Source organism: Streptomyces sp. NPDC052040, from assembly GCF_044548405.1.
Classification (GTDB): Bacteria; Actinomycetota; Actinomycetes; order Streptomycetales; family Streptomycetaceae; genus Streptomyces.
In genome coordinates, this window is the sequence record NZ_JBIUBV010000020.1 from 41247 (window position 1) to 58285 (window position 17039).

Sequence of the window (17039 nt, forward strand, 5' to 3'; positions counted from 1 at the left end):
GGCTCCGTCGTGCCTGGTTGGCCCAGGCGTCCGCTCAGCGCACCGGCGTGAAGTCCCGTGCGCCGACGTAGTCGGGGCGGCGTACCGGAGCCGAGAACGGCTCCACCGCCGTGTTCTCCACGCTGTTGAACACGATGAAGACATTGCTGCGCGGGTAGGGCGTGATGTTGTCGCCCGAGCCGTGCATGCAGTTGCAGTCGAACCAGGTCGCCGAGCCGGGCTTGCCCGTGAACAGCTTGATGCCGTACTCGCTCGCCATCCGGGTCAGCGCCTCGTCGGACGGCGTACCCGCGTCCTGCATCTGGAGCGACTTCTTGTAGTTGTCCTTCGGCGTGGCCCCGGCGCAGCCCAGGAACGTCCGGTGCGAGCCCGGCATGATCATCAGGCCGCCGTTGGTGTCGTGGTTCTCGGTCAGCGCGATCGAGACGGACACCGTCCGCATGTTCGGCAGACCGTCCTCGGCGTGCCAGGTCTCGAAGTCGGAGTGCCAGTAGAACCCGCTGGCCCCGAAGCCCGGCTTGACGTTGATCCGCGACTGGTGGACATAGACGTCCGAACCGAGGATCTGGCGGGCCCGGCCGACCACGCGCTCGTCACGGACCAGCCGTGCGAACACCTCGCTGATCTTGTGGACCTCGAAGACGGACCGGATCTCCTTGGACTGCGGCTCCACGATCGACCGGGCGTCGGCGCGGATCTCCGGGTCGGTCACCAGCCGTTCCAGCTCCCGGCGGTACACCTCGACGTCGGCCGGGCCGATCAGCTCGTCGACGGCGAGGAAGCCGTCGCGCTCAAAGGCCTGGAGGTCGGCCAGGGAGACGGGGCCGGGCGTACCGGGCGCGCCCCAGACGACCGGGTCCTGACGGGGGACGGACACCTCCGCGGTGCCCCGGCTGGGGTACAGGTCGGTGCGGGCGGGGGCGGTGGTCATGTCACACCTCCTCGGTCAGCAGCGGATAGACGCCGTTCTCGTCGTGGTCCTCCCGCCCGGTCACGGGCGGGTTGAAGACGCAGAGGCAGCGGAAGTCCTCCTTGACCAGGAGCGTGTGCCGCTCATGGCCGTCCAGGAGGTACATGGTGCCGGGCGTGATCGTGTGGGTCAGCCCGGTCTCGTGGTCGGTCAGCTCGGCCTCGCCCTCCACGCAGACGACGGCCTCGATGTGGTTGGCGTACCACATCGACGTCTCCGTGCCCGCGTACAGGATCGTCTCGTGGAGGGAGAAGCCGACCTTCTCACGGGCGAGCACGATGCGTTTGCTCTCCCAGGTGCCGGACGCGGCCTTCACATGACGGTCGGTGCCTTCGATGTCCTTGAACGAACGGACGATCACGGTGGAACATGCCTCCTTCAGGCGGGTGTTCGGATGACTCGGAGGTGGTCTCAGGCGGTCTCGCGCACGGCGCGGGCGAGGATGCTCAGACCCTCGTCCAGCTCCTCCGGGGTGATGGTCAGGGCGGGCAGCATCTTCACGACCTCGCTCTCGGGACCCGAGGTCTCCACGAGCAGCCCCAGTTCGAAGGCGCGCTTGGCGACCCGTCCGGCGCGCTGCTTGTCGTGGAACTCCAGGCCCCACACCAGGCCGCGGCCGCGGTACTCCTTGATGTCGGCGAGGTTCTCCTCGGTGATCGAGATCAGCCACTGCTCCAGCTGCTCGCCGCGGGTGCGGGTCTGCTTCTCCATGGCGGACCCGTCGGCCCAGTAGGTCTCCAGGGCGGCCGTGGCGGTGACGAACGCGGGGTTGTTCCCGCGGAAGGTGCCGTTGTGCTCGCCCGGCTCCCAGACGTCCAGCTCGGGCTTGAACAGGCAGAGCGACATGGGCAGTCCGTAGCCGCTGATGGACTTGGACACGGTCACGATGTCCGGCACGACCCCCGCCTCCTCGAAGGAGAAGAAGGCGCCGGTGCGGCCGCAGCCCATCTGGATGTCGTCGACGATCAGCAGCATGTCCCAGCGGGCGCACAGCTCGGCCAGGCTCCGCAGCCACTCGGGCCGGGCGACGTTGATGCCGCCCTCGCCCTGCACGGACTCGACGATCACTGCGGCGGGCCGGTTGAGCCCGGAGCCCTGGTCCTCCAGCAGCCGTTCGAACCACAGGAAGTCGGGGACCTTGCCGTCCAGGTAGTTGTCGAACGGCATGGGCGTCCCGTGCACGAGCGGGATCCCGGCGCCGGCCCGCTTGAAGGCGTTGCCGGTGACCGCCAGGGAGCCGAGCGACATCCCGTGGAAGGCGTTGGTGAAGGACACGATGGCCTCGCGCCCCTTGACCTTGCGGGCCAGTTTGAGCGCGGACTCGACCGCATTGGTGCCCGTCGGGCCCGGGAACATGACCTTGTACGGCAGGTCACGGGGACGCAGCACCAGGTCCTGGAACGTCTGGAGGAAGGAACGTTTCGCCACGGTGGACATGTCCAGTCCGTGGGTGACGCCGTCCCGCTCCAGGTAGTCGATCAGCGCCCGTTTCAGTACGGGGTTGTTGTGGCCGTAGTTGAGAGAGCCCGCGCCGGCGAAGAAGTCCAGGTACTCATGGCCGTCCTCGTCGTACATACGGCTGCCCTGGGCGCGGTCGAAGACGGTGGGCCAGCCGCGGCAGTAGCTGCGCACCTCCGACTCGAGGGTCTCGAAGACGCTGAGGTCCGGCTGGGTGATGGTCACGGCGAAATCGCTCCTCGTGCGTGGGGGAGTGGTCCGGGGAGTGCGGGTGGGCGGACCGGGGCGGTGGCGGTCGTCAGACGGAGAGGGGCCCGATGCGGTAGAGCACCTCGGGGTCGTGCGGTCCGTCGGGGAAGTGGCCCGTCTCGAACAGGACCTCCGTCTCGACGTCCGCGCCGTGGCGCTCCGCGAACGAGGCGAAGAGGCGCTCGGAGGCGGTGTTCCCGGGGGTGATCGTCGTCTCGACGGTGGTCACCCCGTGCTCCTTCGTGACGCGTGCCGTCAGCTCGTCCAGCAGCCGTGCGGCGAGACCGCGGCCGCGCTGGCCGGCGTCGACGGCCACCTGCCACACCAGCAGGGTGCGCGGGCGGTCGGGCCGGAGGTAGGCGGTGACGAAACCGACGGGACGGCCGTCGGGTCCACTGCGCGCCACGGCCGAGGTGCCGGCGAAGTCGCGGCACCACAGCAGATAGCTGTAGGAGGAGTTCAGGTCGAGCTTTCCGGAGTCCCTGGCAATGCGCCAGAGGGCGGCTCCGTCCGCTGCCTCCGGACGGTCGATCCGGGGCTCCTCCGGCATTTCCAGGAATTCCGCTTGCAGGTCTGCTTGTGCGGCGGTCATGTCGTTGGAACTTACCCAGCAAAAATGAAAATTGCATCGCCGGACGGGGTTACGCATGAGCAGCACATGTGTTATCGCGCGGGCGCGAGCGGGCATGCGAGCAGGGCGGCGATACGCCGGAAATGCGTGGAAAATCCGGTGCAAAATGGGCGCACTGTGGAGTCGGTCACATGCATGTAACCTTCACGAGATGTGCTCGAATTGAGTCGCCCCACGTTCGCGGAATCTTTGCGTTTAGGACCCGGAATAGCGGGCAGAAGGATGGAGGAATATATCCTCGCGCTCGTTCGATAATGACCCGTAAAGATTCCGGATGCAAGAGCGGTAAGCGCGGTTTGATGCACGGGTCCGGGGCATCCGCGGGGGGATGAGAACCGGGGACGGGAAAGCCCGCGCGAGCGTGGCAGGACGTGGGAAGACGGGCATGGAAAAGGGCCGGGGGCGGATCGCTGCGCGATGCCCCCGGCCCCGGCCGTGCGCTGCTGCCGCCGTCAGTTCTCCGGCCAGGCCTCCGTGGCCGCCCGGTGGGCCGCCTCCGGGTCCGTTGTGACGCCGGACGCGCGCAGCGCGGCTGCCAGCGCGGCCAGGCAGGCTGCCACGGACTCACGGCTCGCGTCGGGCCCGTAGTGGTTGACCCGGATCATCTCCTTCGCCAGCGCGCCCCCGCCCGCCGCGAGCGGCAGCGCGGGCTCCGCCGCCAGCGCCCGGGCGACCAGCTCCGAGGCGATCACACCGGACGGCGTCCGCAGCGTGGTGGCGACCGGTGCCGCCGCCGTGCTCTCGGTCACAAAGGGCTCCAGGCCGCCGCCGAGCGCCGACGCGCCCGCCCGGGTGGCCGCCGCGGCCGACCGGTGCCGCGCCATCACGGTGTCCAGGCCCGCCGCCTCGATCCGCTCCACGCACGCCTCCAGGGCCAGCATCTCCAGCTGCGCCGGGGCGTGCAGCAGCGTCGTACGGCCGCCGTCGATCCAGCGCTCCTTCCAGTCCAGGAGCGACAGATACGAGCGGCGCGGCGCCCCGGGGTTCGCCGCCATCCGGGCCCAGGCCCGCTCGCTGACCGACACCGCGGAGACCCCCGCGGGGCCGCCCATGGCCTTCTGCGCCCCGATCACGCACAGGTCCACGCCCCAGGCGTCCGGCAGCACCGGCTCCGCGCCGATGGAGGCGACGGCGTCCAGATAGAAGAGGGCGCCGTGCTCCCGCACCACCGCGCCGATCTCCGTCACCGGGTTGGTGTTGCCGGTCGCCGCCTCCGCGTGCACCAGCGACACGAAGTCCGTCTCGGGGTGCGCGGCGAGCGCCTCGCGGACCTGCTCCGCCGTGACCGCCGTGTGGAACGGCACGGCCAGGTCGTGGACGGTCGCCCCGCAGTCCCGCAGCCAGTTGCCGAAGGTCTGCCCGTAGGGGCCGGTGATCACGTTCAGCGCCGTGGTGCCGGGCCCGGCGCACCCGCGGATCGCGCCCTCCAGGGGCAGCAGCGCCTCGCCCTGCATGATCACGACGTCCTGCTCGGTGGACATGAGCCGCGCCACCCGGTCCTCGATCGAGGCGAAACGGGCGGCGCTCAGCGGCGGGAGGTCCAGGAAGGGGTGCGTCACGGCGGTGCTCTCTCCGGTGGCGGGTGGATCGCGGATGGTTCACGGACGGGTGCGGGTGGAACGCGGGTGGATCGCGGACGGGTGCGGGTGGAACGAGGAGGACCGCGCGGCTCGTGCGGGCCGGTGGTGAGGAGGCTCACGCGAGGGCCCGCGCAGTGATCGAGGACGAGGGTATCCGCCGGGTGTTTCGCCCTTTCGACCGGTTGGTTCTTAGGCGGGGTGACCCTGAAGCCCTCGGAATAATTTGAGAGACTCAAACTCTTCCTTATAATCAGAACCCGCAGATCCCCCCACACCCCCACAGAGAGGTCCCCCGTGAAGACGCTCCCCGGGCGCCGGGCCCGCATCCTGACCGCCGTCGCCGCGACGGCGGGTGCCGTGCTCGTGGCCGGCTGCACCTCGACCGGCAGCGGCGGCAGCCCCGGAAAGTCGGCCGTCGGCGGGGTCGACCTGGTCAAGGCGGGTAGCCTCACCACCTGCACCCACCTGCCGTACCCGCCCTTCCAGTCGGAGATCCACGGCAAGGTGCAGGGCTTCGACGTGGCGCTGGTCGACCTGGTCGCCAAGAACCTCGGGGTGAAGCAGCAGATCGTCGACACGCCGTTCGAGAACTTCAAGACCGGCGCGTTCCTCAACTCCGGCCAGTGCGACCTGGCCGCGGCGGGCATGACCATCACCCCCGAGCGCAAGAAGAACGTCGACTTCTCCGACCCGTACTTCGACGCCACCCAGGCGGTCCTGGTCGACAGCAAGAGCGGCATCGGCTCGCTCGCCGACCTCAAGGCCAAGGGCAAGAAGCTCGGCACGCAGGCCCAGACCACCGGCGAGGACTACGCCAAGAAGCAGGGCTTCGACCCGATCTCCTTCGAGTCCTCCGACGCCGTCCTCAACGGACTGCGCACCGGCCAGGTGCAGGGCGTCGTCATCGACTACCCGGTGGCCCAGGGCTGGCTCAAGGACAAGGCCACCGCGGGCGCCTTCAAGCTGGTCGGCAACCTCACCACCGGTGAGCAGTACGGCTTCACGGTGAAGAAGGGCAACACGAAGCTCCTCGCCGCCGTCAACAAGGCGATCGCCGACGCCAAGGCCGACGGCACCTACCAGAAGCTGTACGAGCAGTGGATCGGCCCGTACAAGCCGTCCGTCCCCACGCACACGGCCTCATGACCGATTCCACGGACACGACCGGATCCGCCGCCTCGCGCCGCAAGGGCCTCAGCCGCCGCCGTCGGCGCATGATCTCCCGCGGCGCGCAGTACGCCGTCTTCGCCGCCGCCGTGATCGCGCTCGCGGTCTCGGCGGACTGGGGGCGGCTGAAGAACCAGTTCGCCCAGGCGGACATCGCCCGGCAGATGTTCCCCGACGTCATCACGCTGGCGCTGCGGAACACCGTCCTCTACACCCTGTCCGGCTTCGTCGTCGGCCTGGTGCTGGGCATGGTCGTCGCGCTGATGCGGCTGTCGCCCGTCGGCCCCTACCGTTGGGTCGCCGGTGTCTACATCGAGATCTTCCGCGGCCTGCCCGCCCTGCTGATCTTCATCTTCGTCGGGGTCGCCGTGCCGCTGGCCTTCCCCGGCACGGAGATCATCGGCGGCACCTACGGCAAGGTCGCCCTCGCGCTCGGCCTGGTGTCCGCCGCCTATATGGCGGAGACCATCCGCGCGGGCATCCAGGCCGTGCCCAAGGGGCAGTTGGAGGCCGCGCGCTCGCTGGGCTTCTCGCCCGCCCGGGCCATGGTCTCGATCATCGTCCCGCAGGCGTTCCGGATCATCCTCCCGCCGCTCACCAACGAACTGGTCCTGCTCTTCAAGGACTCCTCGCTGGTGCTGTTCCTGGGCGTCACCCTGGAGGAGCGCGAACTGTCCAAGTTCGGCCGCGACCTGGCCAGCCAGACCGCCAACTCCACCCCGATCCTGGTCGCCGGTCTGTGCTACCTGCTGGTCACGATCCCGCTCGGCCTGGTCGTCCGCCGTATGGAGGCCAAGGCACAGGAGGCCGTCAAGTGAGCCCTGTCCCAGAGATCCGGATCCAGGACCTGCACAAGTCCTTCGGCGACAACGCGGTGCTGCGCGGTATCGACCTGGAGGTCGGCCGGGGCGAGGTGGTCTGCGTCATCGGCCCCTCGGGCTCCGGCAAGTCCACGCTGCTGCGCTGTGTGAACCTCCTGGAGGAGCCCAGCCGGGGCCAGGTCTTCGTCGGCGGCACCGAGCTGACCGACCCCGATGTGGACATCGACGCCGCCCGCCGCCGTATCGGCATGGTGTTCCAGCAGTTCAACCTGTTCCCGCACCTCACGGTGACCGAGAACCTCACCCTGCCGCAGCGCCGTGTCCTCGGGCGGGACAAGGCGGGGGCCGCGCGCACCGCCGCCGAGAACCTGCGGCGCGTGGGCCTCGCCGAGAAGGCGGACGCCTATCCGTCCTCCCTCTCCGGCGGCCAGCAGCAGCGGGTGGCGATCGCCCGCGCGCTCGCCATGGGCCCCGAGGTGATGCTCTTCGACGAGCCGACCTCCGCGCTCGACCCCGAGCTGGTCGGCGATGTGCTCGCGGTGATGCGGATGCTCGCCGACGAGGGCATGACGATGATGGTCGTCACCCATGAGATGACCTTCGCCCGGGAGGTCGCGGACCGGGTCGTCTTCATGGACGGCGGTGTGGTCGTCGAGGACGGCACCCCCGACCAGGTCATCGGCAACCCCCGCCACGAGCGCACCCGGCACTTCCTGTCCCGGCTCCTCGACCCGGCGATGGCCGAGGTGGAGGAGGAGTCCGAACGGACCGGCGGGAGTGTGCCGCGGGAGCACTAGGGTCTTTCGTTCGTCGGATCGGCCCGGATCGGCCCGGCACGATCCGAACGAGAGGCCCTAGGGTGCCCTGCATGAGCGATCACACGGTGCTGCACGTGAAGGGGAGGGTGCTCGTCGGGCCGGAGGAGGTCCGGGACGAGCTGTGGGCGGTCGACGGCCGGATCTCCTACGACCGGCCCTCCGGTGCCCGGGACGTCCGTACCGTCGAGGGCTGGGTGCTGCCCGGTCTCGTCGACGCGCACTGCCATGTCGGGCTGGACGCGCACGGACCGGTGGCGGCGGACGTCGCCGAGAAGCAGGCGCTGACCGACCGCGACGCGGGCACCCTGCTGATCCGCGACGCGGGCTCCCCGTCGGACACCCGCTGGATCGACGACCGGGAGGACCTGCCGAGGATCATCCGGGCAGGGCGCCATATCGCGCGCAGCCGCCGCTACATCCGCAACTACGCCTGGGAGATCGAGCCCGAGGACCTGGTCGCGTATGTGGCCCAGGAGGCGCGGCGCGGCGACGGCTGGGTCAAACTCGTGGGCGACTGGATCGACCGGGAGGCCGGGGACCTGACCGCGTGCTGGCCGCGCGGGGCGGTGCGGGCGGCGATCGAGGAGGCGCACCGCCTCGGCGCACGGGTCACCGCCCACTGCTTCGCGGAGGACTCGCTGCGCGACCTCGTCGAGGCGGGCATCGACTGCGTCGAGCACGCCACGGGCCTCACCGAGGAGACGATCCCGCTGTTCGCCGAGCGGGGCGTCGCGATCGTCCCGACCCTGGTGAACATCGCGACCTTCCCGCGGCTCGCCCGGGGCGGGGAGGCCAAGTTCCCGCGCTGGTCGGACCATATGCGACGACTGCACGAGCGGCGCTACGACACCGTGCGCTCCGCCTACGACGCCGGGATCCCCGTCTTCGTCGGCACCGACGCGGGCGGTTCGCTGGCGCACGGGCTGGTGGCCGCGGAGGTGGCCGAGCTGGTCACCGCGGGCATCCCGCCGCTCGCGGCCCTGTCCGCCACCACCTGGGGCGCCCGGCGCTGGCTCGGCCGCCCCGGCCTGGAGGAGGGCGCACCCGCCGACCTGGTGGTCTACGACACGGATCCCCGGGCGGACGTCCGGGCCCTGGCCGCGCCGCGGCGCGTGGTGCTGAACGGGCGGGTCGTCGGGTAGCCGGCCGGGCGCCACCGCCGTACGCGCTCCCGATGCGCCCCCGGTGTGGGGGATGCCGGGGAGGCCTACGGGAACAGGCGTGCCGTCAGTTTCGAAAGAGTGCGCTAAACATCCACGATGGGGTGAAGTCATGCCGTATCGCTGACGGTGTGCCATCGGTGCCGCGATTCTTTCCGGGTCCCAAGCCTGTCCTACCTGGGGGTCCCACCCGTGAACGGCACCACTTTCCGCCTGCCCGCCCGCCGTCTGGCCACCGCCGCACTGACCACCGCCCTGGCCGCCGGTCCTCTTGTGCTCGCGGACGCCGGTTCCGCCGCCGCCACCGGGAACCACGGCCGGGCGAGCGCCGCCGTGCTGCGCACCGGACTCGATGTATCGCTGCTCAACAAGACGCTGAACGTCCCGCTCAGCGTCTCCCTCAACGCCGTCGAGGCGCCCGGCAGCGCCGACCGCACCGCGCTGTCGGCCCGCCTCGACGGCGTCGACGGCGGCCAGCCGTTCACCGTCCTGGCCGCGGACGTCGCCTCGGCACGCGCGACCGTCACCGCGGACCGGGCGGAGGGCACGACCCGCCTCGCCCACGCCCGGATCCATCTGCCCGGCCTGCCCCTGCTGTCCCTGATCGAGGTCGACGGCGTCACCTCCAAGGCCCTGTGCGAGGCCGGGAAGAAGCCGGTCGCCGAGGCGAATCTGCTGGGCTCGGTGAAGGTGCTCGGCAGAAGGGTGCGGGTGACCGCGGGCGGCCCCGCGGAGGTGAAGGTGCCGGGCGTCGGGGACGTGAAGCTGGAGATCTCGCCGACCCGGACGACCGCCCGCACCGCCGCGGCCGCGGCGCTGCGCCTCACGGTGAGCGTGAACCCGCTCAAGCTGAACGTGGCCGAGGTGAAGGGGTCCCTGACACTGGGCGGCGTCTCCTGCGAGGCCCCGGGGGCTCCGGCTGCTTCGGGCGGCACGTCCGCCACCCCCACGCCCACCGCGGGCGGCGCCGCACCGGCCGCCCCCAGCGTCTCCGCCGCCGCCCATCCCGCCGAGGACCTGAAGCCGCAGGGCGCCCCCGCGAAGAAGGCCAACCTCGCCGAGACCGGCGGCAGCGCGATGACGCCGTACGTGGTCGGCGGGGCCGTGGCGCTGCTGGTGGCCGGCGGCGGGGCAGTGGGCGTGGCACGCTGCCGCCGCGGCTGACCTCGGCGGGGGTCGGCCGCCGCAGCAGCCGACCCCCGCTCCGGCCGACCGGACCGGTCCTACGGGCGGGGGAGTGGCTGGGGCGGGGGCCGTCGTCGTCGGGGAGCGTGCGGCGGGCCGGACCGGTCCGACGGGGGGGGATTGGCCGGGGCGGGGGCCGTTGGCCGTCAGGGAGTGCGCGGCCGACCGGACCGGTTCGACGGGCGGGGGAGTGGCTGGGGCGGGGGCCGTTGGCCGTCGGGGAGCGTGCGGCCGACCGTGGGGGATCCGCCGGTTCAGCCGCGGATCCCCCGCACGGCCTCCGCGTAGCGCTCGCCGATCGCGGTGAGCAGTTCCGGCTCCGGGCCGATCACGTCCGCCGGGCGCACCTCGACCTCGGAGTGCGCCTCCGCCCAGCCCTCGGCCTGCTGTCGCACCCGCTCCGGCAGGGTGCCCCCAAAGAGGACGTACGGCAGCACCACGATCCGCCGCGCGCCCAGCCGGGCACAACGGTCGAGGCCGCTCGGCACGTCGGGTGCCGCGGGCGACAGGAACGCCGTCTCCACACCCGCGTAGCCGCGCCCCTCCCACAGCAGCCGCGCCGCCCGGTGCACCTCGGCGTTGGCCTCGGGGTCGGCGGAGCCCCGGCCCACCAGCAGCACCGTCACCCCCGCCCGGTCCCCGGGCGCCCGTGCCGGGCCGCCCAGCGCCTCGTCGAGCCGCCGCTCCAGCACCGACAGCAGCGCCGGGTGCGGGCCGGGCGGACGGCCGCAGTGGTACGAGACCTCCGGGTGCCGCTCCGTCTCCCGGGCCAGCGCCGCCGCGAGGTCCTCCTCGGTGCGCCCGGTGGACACCAGCAGCAGCGGCACGGCGATGATCCGGCTCACTCCCTGCCGTACCAGCCCGTCCACCGCCGCACCGAGCGACGGCGCCGCCAGGTCCAGGAAGCCGCCCGCGACGGGCAGTTCGGGACACCGGCGCCCCAGTTCGCCCACGACGTCGCGGAACGCCTCGGCCGTCGCCTCGTCCGGGGTTCCGTGGCCGGTGACGAGCAGGGCGGGCGGCGGGGTGGTCACAGGGTCTCCTCCGAAGTGGGGGGCTGCGGCGAGGAGCCGGGCTCCTCGTGCCGACGGCGGCCGCACGGTGTCACCGTGCGCGCGGTGATCCCACGGTTCGTCGGAACCGGCCGCGGTCACCCCGGTCATCATGTCGGCCGCGGCCGGGGCGACCGCGGTCAGGGGTGCCCCCTGCCCCGGCCCGCCAAGGCCGGGACACATTCCGCACGGTCACCACACACCACGGTCACCACACACCACGGTCACACCACCCCGCGCCACACCACCCCGCGCCACAACAGGGCCGAGCCCCGCAGTGGATCACTGCGGGGCTCGGCCGGGGCCCGGAGGGGCGACGGTGCGGTGCGGGTCAGGCGACGATCAGATAGATCCCGTACGCCACCGCCGCCGCGCACGCCGCGAAGCAGGCGTAGGCGCCGGTGGCCGCGAGGGTGCCGCCGCCCTTGGGGGACTCCTTCTTGGTGAGGCCCACCACGCCCAGGGTGAACAGGCTCACCAGGGCCACGGTGATCACGAGGCTGACGCCGAAGACGGAGCCGAGTGCTGCCCAGTCGATCTTCATGAGGGGTGCGCTTCCTTAAACCGTCGCGGAGGGGGCCGGCTTCGCGGAGGAGCCGGTGGACTGGGCCGGGATGGTCACCTTCGGGGCGGTGGGACCGGCGGCCGCCTCGGCCGACTCCTCAAGTGCCGCGAGCTGGGCGGCGGGCGGCGGCGGAGACACCGCGGCGATGGCCGCCGTGACGACGCCGACGGGCTCCTCGACATCGTTGACGTTGTCGACCGTGACGGGGGTGCGGCGGGACAGGAACCAGATGACACCGGCGCCCGCGACCAGCAGCACACCGGTGGTGACCGTGCCCCAGGTGCCCTGCTTGGTGAGGAACTCGGCGCCCGCGCCGACCAGACCGGCGGCCGGGAGCGTCATGACCCAGGCGACCAGCATCCGGGTCGCGGTGGACCAGCGGACCACACCGCCCTTGCGGCCGAGGCCCGCGCCCATGACGGCACCGGAGCAGACCTGGGTGGTGGAGAGCGAGAAGCCGATGTGCGAGGAGGCGAGGATCGCGGTCGCCGCGCTGGTCTGGGCGGCGAAGCCCTGCTGCGGCGCCAGGTCGGTCAGGCCCTTGCCCAGGGTGCGGATGATGCGCCAGCCGCCCAGGTAGGTGCCGAGCGCGATGGCCAGTCCGGCGGAGACGATGACCCAGACGGGAGGGTTCGAGCCGGGGGCGATCACACCGCCGGTGACCAGCGCCAGGGTGATGATGCCCATCGTCTTCTGGGCGTCGTTGGTGCCGTGCGCCAGGGAGACCAGACCGGCCGAGGCGATCGACCCGGCGCGGTAGCCCTTGGCGGTCGCCTTCTCGCCGGCGCGGCTCCCGATGGCGAACGACAGGCGCGTCGCCAGCATCGAGGCCAGGCCCGCCACGATCGGGGCGGCGACCGCGGGGATCAGGACCTTGGTCACGACCGTCGAACCGTTGACCGCGGACCAGCCCGCCGAGGAGACGGCGGCACCGATCAGACCTCCGAAGAGCGCGTGGGAGGAGCTGGACGGCAGACCGAGAAGCCAGGTCAGCAGGTTCCAGAGGATGGCGCCCACCAGGGCCGCGAAGATCACTTCGACGCGTATGCCCTGCTCGTTGATGATGCCGCCGGAAATGGTCTTGGCGACCTCGACGGAGAGGAAGGCGCCGACGAGGTTCAGCGTGGCGGACATCGCCACCGCCGTCTTGGGCCTCAGGGCGCCGGTCGAGATGGTGGTCGCCATCGCGTTGGCAGTGTCGTGGAAACCGTTCGTGAAATCGAACACGAGAGCGGTGACGATCACGATTCCGAGGAGGAGCGTGATGTGTTCCATTTACCCAGGCTTCTGTGGGAGGTCAGTGGCTGGTGGACCGTAGGAAACCTGAATGAACGGAAGGTGAACTGCGACCCACCTGAAGGTTTATCAAACGGAGGTCGCTGCCTCCGCTTGGGGAGTGTGACATCTGGCCCGGTTGTGAACGAAGCCGGAAATTCGGCCTTCGCGGGCCTCGGTGCCCTCCCGGCCGGGTCTCCGGGGGCCTCTCGGACCCAACCCGGGGGCGGCCGAAGAGACATTGGTCACTCGGCGGACTGCCGTCCTTGGAAGGGGTGTTGAGGATGAGTATAAGCGGCAAATCGCCCATAAGGGGCAGGCGATCCGGCGAAGGTGGCCGGTCGCTGACGGGCCGGGATCCGGCTGGGACGATCGCGGCATGACGGAGCAGCGATACGGGACCCGGGGCGCGCACGAGAGCAGATCAGGCATATCGGCAGAAAAGGGTGAAACGGGCGCACTGGACGCGGTGGGCGCGATGGACGCGTCGGATGCGCTGGCGCGGGCCTGGGGTGAGCTGGTCGCGACGGCTCGCCGGACGGTGGCCGACGGACTGGTCGTCGGCACCTCAGGCAATGTCTCCGTACGCGTCGGCGACACCGTGCTGGTCACCCCCACGGGGGTGCCCTACGACCGGCTGACGCCCGACGACGCCGTAGGGGTGGGCCTCGACGGCCGCCAGGTGCTGGGCTCCCTGCGGCCGACCAGCGAGCTGCCGATGCACCTCGCCGTCTACCGTGCGACCGGGGCGCGGGCCGTCGTCCACACGCACGCGGTCCACGCCACGGCCGTCTCCACCCTCGTACCGGAGCTGCCGCCGATCCACTACATGGCGGGCGCGCTCGGCGGTGCCGTCCGGGTGGCCCCCTACGCGACCTACGGCACGGAGGAGTTGGCCCGGAACATGCTCGCCGCCCTGGCCGACCGCACCGCCTGCCTCCTCCAGAACCACGGCACGGTCGCCCATGGAGCCACGCTCGCCCAGGCGTACGACCGCACCGCGCAGCTGGAGTGGATGTGCCGGGTGTGGCTGACGGCGTCGTCGATGCCCGGCCTCACCCCGACCCTCCTCAGCCGCGCCCAGCTCGCGGAGGCTGAGGAGCGACTGCGGGGGTACGGGCAGCAGTAGCGGCACCGCGGAGGACGGCGGCCGGGACAGGGTCGGGGGAACCGCGCCACGGTGCGCCCGGCACGGCGTCCGCGCGGTCCTCCGGCTGGCCGGGGGCGACCTGCGACGGGAGACTGGACAAGTGCGCACTGTGAGAGCGGCGGCCGCGGCCGCCACCGTAGCCATCGCCGCGGGCGCGGCCGGTATCGCGGCCGGCCGCTTCGCCAGCAACGCCGCGCTCAAGGCGCCCTCGGGCCGCCCGCTGCCCACCGAACCCCGCCTCACCGTGCACTCCACGGCGGCCGGACGGATCACCCTGACCCGCGCCCTCGCCTCCCTGCGGCCCGGCGTCTACGGACTCTCCGGCGACGGCTCGCACGCCGTCGTCGGCCCGGTGCTCGACTCCGCGCCCCACGCGCCCGACACCGTCGTACGCCGCCTGGAGCGGGTGACCCAGGGCACCCTGGAACCCGGCGACCGCGCCTGGCTCACCCCGGGCCTGCACATCGGCGACCCGGGCACCGCACTCGGACTCGACCACAGCGACATCCTGGTCCCCGGTGAACTCGGGGCGCTGCCCGCCTGGTTCGTGCCCGCCTTCCGCGACACCTGGGTGATCGCCGTGCACGGGCTCGGCGCCACCCGGGAACACCCGATGAACGTCATGGAGTTCCTGCACCGGCACCGCTTCCCGGTGCTCGACCTCGCCTACCGCGGCGACGCCGGGGCGCCGCGCCCCCCGGACGGCCTGAACCATCTCGGTGAGACGGAGTGGCGGGACGTCGAGGCCGCCATCCGGTACGCCGTGCACCACGGCGCCGAGCGTGTCGTCCTGCACGGGTGGTCCACCGGCGCCACCATGGCGCTGCGCACCGCCGTGTACTCCCCGCTGCGCGGGCGGATCTCCGGGCTGGTCCTGGACTCCCCGGTGCTGGACTGGGAAGCCACCCTGCGCGCCCTCGCCGCGGCCCGCCGCACCCCCGGCGCGCTGCTGCCGCTGGCCGTCCGCGCCGCCCAGGGGCGCACCGGCCGGTACGGCGACCGCGTCCACGCCGATCACGGGCCCGTCGACCCGGACCGGCTCACCGTGCCCACCCTCGTCCTCCACGGCCCCGACGACACCGTCGCGCCCTGGGGGCCCTCGCGCCGTCTCGCGGAGCGCCGCGCGGACCTGGTCACCCTGCACACCGTGCGGGGCGCCCCGCACGGTGCCATGTGGAACGCGGACCCCACGGCCTACGAGGAGGCCCTGCGCCGCTTCCTGGTCCCGCTGATGTAGCCCGTCCCCGCCGCGTCACCCCCGGCCCGCGAGCGTGCCCGGGCCCCGCACGGCCAGGTCCGCCCACCGCGGCCCACCGGCCCCGCGAGGGCCGTTCGCGGGGTACCGCCCGGGCCCGCCCCGGTTCCTTCCGCTTAGCCTTCCCCGGGCCCCCGGCAGTCGTCACAGCCCGTTCTCCGCGACCGGTGCCTTGGCCAGCCCTGTCGCCCGCCGTGACATTCCGTTTGGGTTTTCGGACCGTCAACCGGAAGACTGCACCTGTGACGTCCCGTACCCCGCGCGACTCCAGGCTCCGACTCGTCCGCCCGCGGCCACTGGCCGCCGCCCCCGAAGCGGTCGCCCGGGGCCGCTCTCGCCGCCCCGCCCCCCGGCCCCCCGAGGGCACGCCCCCGCCCGCGGAGCTGGCCCGCCTGGCCCGCGCCCGCCTCGCCGGGGCGGCCCGGGTGGCCCGCTGGGCCGACACCTGTCTCGGGCCGGGCCGCGACGGCGGGACCTCCGACGGCGGGGGCACCCTCTCCGAGGCGACCGCCGAACGGGCCGCCGCCGACCTCGGCCTGACCCCCGCTCAGGTGCGCGCCGACTGGGACACCGCCCGCCTGGCCGGACTCGTCGAGGTGCACGGCGACAGCGCCCGCCCCGGCTGGCGGCTGCGCGCCTGGAACCGCGACGACTCCGCGGTGCTGCGCGGCTGGGTCGCCCTCTTCGACGCCTGGTCCCTGGCCCACCCCGAGCCCGCCGACCGCGAGCACGCCGCCGTCGCCGAGGTCGTCTCGGCCATGCCCCAGGTGCTGTCCTTCCTCCAGCTGTCCGCGGGGCCCGTCCCCGTCGACCAGCTGCTCGACCTGCTCGGCCAGCGGGTCACCGAACTGCGCACCGAGCGGTGCGAGATCGCCTACGTGCCGCCCGCCGCCCCGCACGCCGCCGAGGAGCCGCTCCGGGCCACCCCCGCGGCCCCCGGCACGGTCCGGGCGCCGGTCCTCACCGCCGAGGACACCCCGCTCGCCCCGCTGCTCGACTGGGCCCTGGAGGCGCTCGCCTCGGTGGGAGCGCTCACCTGCGCCGACGGCCAGGCCACCCTCACACCGCTCGGCAGCTGGGCGGTCTGGGTCAAGCTGGAGCAGATCTGCGTCGCCGCGCAGAGCCCCGCCGGGAACATCGAGCAGCACGCGGAGGCCATGCTCCGCGGCTGCGCCGGGCTCCGCCCCAACGCGGCCCGCGCCGAGTACCGCGCCTGGCTCGCCGCCCGCACCGTCGGCAGCGCCGTCACCGAGCTGCTGGACGCCGCCCGGGGCGAGGACGCCCTGCTGCGCGGCCTGGCCTTCGAGGCGCTGCGCGTGGTCGGGGCGCCCGCCGAGCCCGAGGTCCGCGCGGGCGCCGGGGAGACCGCGCTGCGCCCCTACGCCCTGATCTGGCTCGCCGAGCAGGAGGGCGCCGACCCCGAGGACGCCCATGAGGTGCTCACCCGGGACGAGGCCACCTGGCTGTGGGTCGACACCGCGGCCGCCGTCGCCGACCACGGCGAGGCCCCGCTCCTGGTGCGCCATCTGGAGTCCGCCGTGCAGCCCACGGTGCCCGCGCTCCTCGAAGCGGTCCGGGCCGTGGGGCACCCCCGCACCGTGCAGGTCCTGGTCGCACTCGCCGCCGCCCACCCCGACCCGGCGCTCGCCAAGGCCCTGCGCCGGGCCGCGTTCCAGGTGCACACCGGAGGCAGCTGAGACCGC

Annotated in this window: 15 protein-coding genes and 1 pseudogene; 8 read left to right on the forward strand and 8 right to left on the reverse strand. The window is 72.6% G+C overall.

Going from position 1 to position 17039, the window contains the following annotated elements:
- Nucleotides 1-34: 34 nt before the first annotated feature.
- From thpD to ACIHAA_RS28565, 5 genes are all read right to left on the reverse strand, one after another.
- Complete coding sequence (gene thpD / locus ACIHAA_RS28545) at nt 35-931, reverse strand: ectoine hydroxylase (protein ID WP_399822134.1); 897 nt, start codon at nt 929-931, stop codon at nt 35-37.
- A gap of 1 nt (nt 932) precedes the next feature.
- Nucleotides 933-1331, reverse strand: a complete 399-nt coding sequence (locus tag ACIHAA_RS28550) for an ectoine synthase (protein WP_399822136.1) — start codon at nt 1329-1331, stop codon at nt 933-935.
- Between the two features lie 50 nt (nt 1332-1381).
- Nucleotides 1382-2653, reverse strand: coding sequence for a diaminobutyrate--2-oxoglutarate transaminase (gene ectB / locus ACIHAA_RS28555; RefSeq protein WP_399822138.1), 1272 nt, complete (start codon nt 2651-2653; stop codon nt 1382-1384).
- Nucleotides 2654-2726: 73 nt separating this feature from the next.
- A complete protein-coding gene (ectA, locus tag ACIHAA_RS28560) occupies nt 2727-3269 on the reverse strand; it encodes a diaminobutyrate acetyltransferase (RefSeq protein ID WP_399822139.1) in 543 nt (180 codons plus the stop codon).
- Between the two features lie 491 nt (nt 3270-3760).
- Entirely contained in the window at nt 3761-4867 is a 1107-nt protein-coding gene (locus ACIHAA_RS28565; protein ID WP_399822141.1) for a pyridoxal-phosphate-dependent aminotransferase family protein, read from the reverse strand.
- Nucleotides 4868-5182: 315 nt separating this feature from the next.
- Between ACIHAA_RS28565 and ACIHAA_RS28570 the strand changes: the two genes are divergently transcribed.
- The 5 genes from ACIHAA_RS28570 to ACIHAA_RS28590 all read left to right on the forward strand — a co-directional run bounded on the left by ACIHAA_RS28570 (nt 5183) and on the right by ACIHAA_RS28590 (nt 10018).
- Nucleotides 5183-6034: a transporter substrate-binding domain-containing protein gene (locus tag ACIHAA_RS28570; RefSeq protein ID WP_399822143.1), complete on the forward strand. Its 852-nt coding sequence runs from the start codon at nt 5183-5185 to the stop codon at nt 6032-6034.
- Nucleotides 6031-6873 carry an amino acid ABC transporter permease gene (locus tag ACIHAA_RS28575; RefSeq protein WP_399822145.1) on the forward strand — a complete coding sequence of 281 codons (843 nt, stop codon included), beginning with the start codon at nt 6031-6033 and terminating at the stop codon, nt 6871-6873. The genes ACIHAA_RS28570 and ACIHAA_RS28575 overlap by 4 nt, the downstream gene beginning before the upstream one ends.
- Nucleotides 6870-7673, forward strand: a complete 804-nt coding sequence (locus tag ACIHAA_RS28580; protein WP_399822146.1) for an amino acid ABC transporter ATP-binding protein — start codon at nt 6870-6872, stop codon at nt 7671-7673. The genes ACIHAA_RS28575 and ACIHAA_RS28580 overlap by 4 nt, the downstream gene beginning before the upstream one ends.
- Before the next feature lie 71 nt (nt 7674-7744).
- Nucleotides 7745-8836 carry an amidohydrolase family protein gene (locus ACIHAA_RS28585; protein ID WP_399822148.1) on the forward strand — a complete coding sequence of 364 codons (1092 nt, stop codon included), beginning with the start codon at nt 7745-7747 and terminating at the stop codon, nt 8834-8836.
- A 210-nt stretch (nt 8837-9046) separates the two neighbouring features.
- The gene (locus ACIHAA_RS28590; protein ID WP_399822150.1) at nt 9047-10018 is read left to right on the forward strand and encodes an SCO1860 family LAETG-anchored protein; all 972 of its coding nucleotides are present in this window, start codon (nt 9047-9049) and stop codon (nt 10016-10018) included.
- 287 nt (nt 10019-10305) lie between these two features.
- On the opposite strand, the pseudogene ACIHAA_RS28595 reads toward ACIHAA_RS28590, so the two are convergent.
- From ACIHAA_RS28595 to ACIHAA_RS28605, 3 genes and pseudogenes are all read right to left on the reverse strand, one after another.
- Nucleotides 10306-11073: pseudogene (locus ACIHAA_RS28595) on the reverse strand (sirohydrochlorin chelatase); the annotation flags it as partial.
- Between the two features lie 349 nt (nt 11074-11422).
- Entirely contained in the window at nt 11423-11635 is a 213-nt protein-coding gene (locus ACIHAA_RS28600; RefSeq protein ID WP_399822152.1) for a hypothetical protein, read from the reverse strand.
- A 15-nt stretch (nt 11636-11650) separates the two neighbouring features.
- A complete protein-coding gene (locus ACIHAA_RS28605) occupies nt 11651-12931 on the reverse strand; it encodes an anion permease (protein WP_399822154.1) in 1281 nt (426 codons plus the stop codon).
- A 478-nt stretch (nt 12932-13409) separates the two neighbouring features.
- Between ACIHAA_RS28605 and ACIHAA_RS28610 the strand changes: the two genes are divergently transcribed.
- From ACIHAA_RS28610 to ACIHAA_RS28620, 3 genes are all read left to right on the forward strand, one after another.
- Entirely contained in the window at nt 13410-14060 is a 651-nt protein-coding gene (locus ACIHAA_RS28610) for a class II aldolase/adducin family protein (protein WP_399822240.1), read from the forward strand.
- A gap of 121 nt (nt 14061-14181) precedes the next feature.
- Nucleotides 14182-15318, forward strand: coding sequence for an alpha/beta hydrolase family protein (locus ACIHAA_RS28615; protein ID WP_399822156.1), 1137 nt, complete (start codon nt 14182-14184; stop codon nt 15316-15318).
- A gap of 260 nt (nt 15319-15578) precedes the next feature.
- Entirely contained in the window at nt 15579-17033 is a 1455-nt protein-coding gene (locus ACIHAA_RS28620; RefSeq protein WP_399822158.1) for a hypothetical protein, read from the forward strand.
- Nucleotides 17034-17039 lie beyond the last annotated feature (6 nt).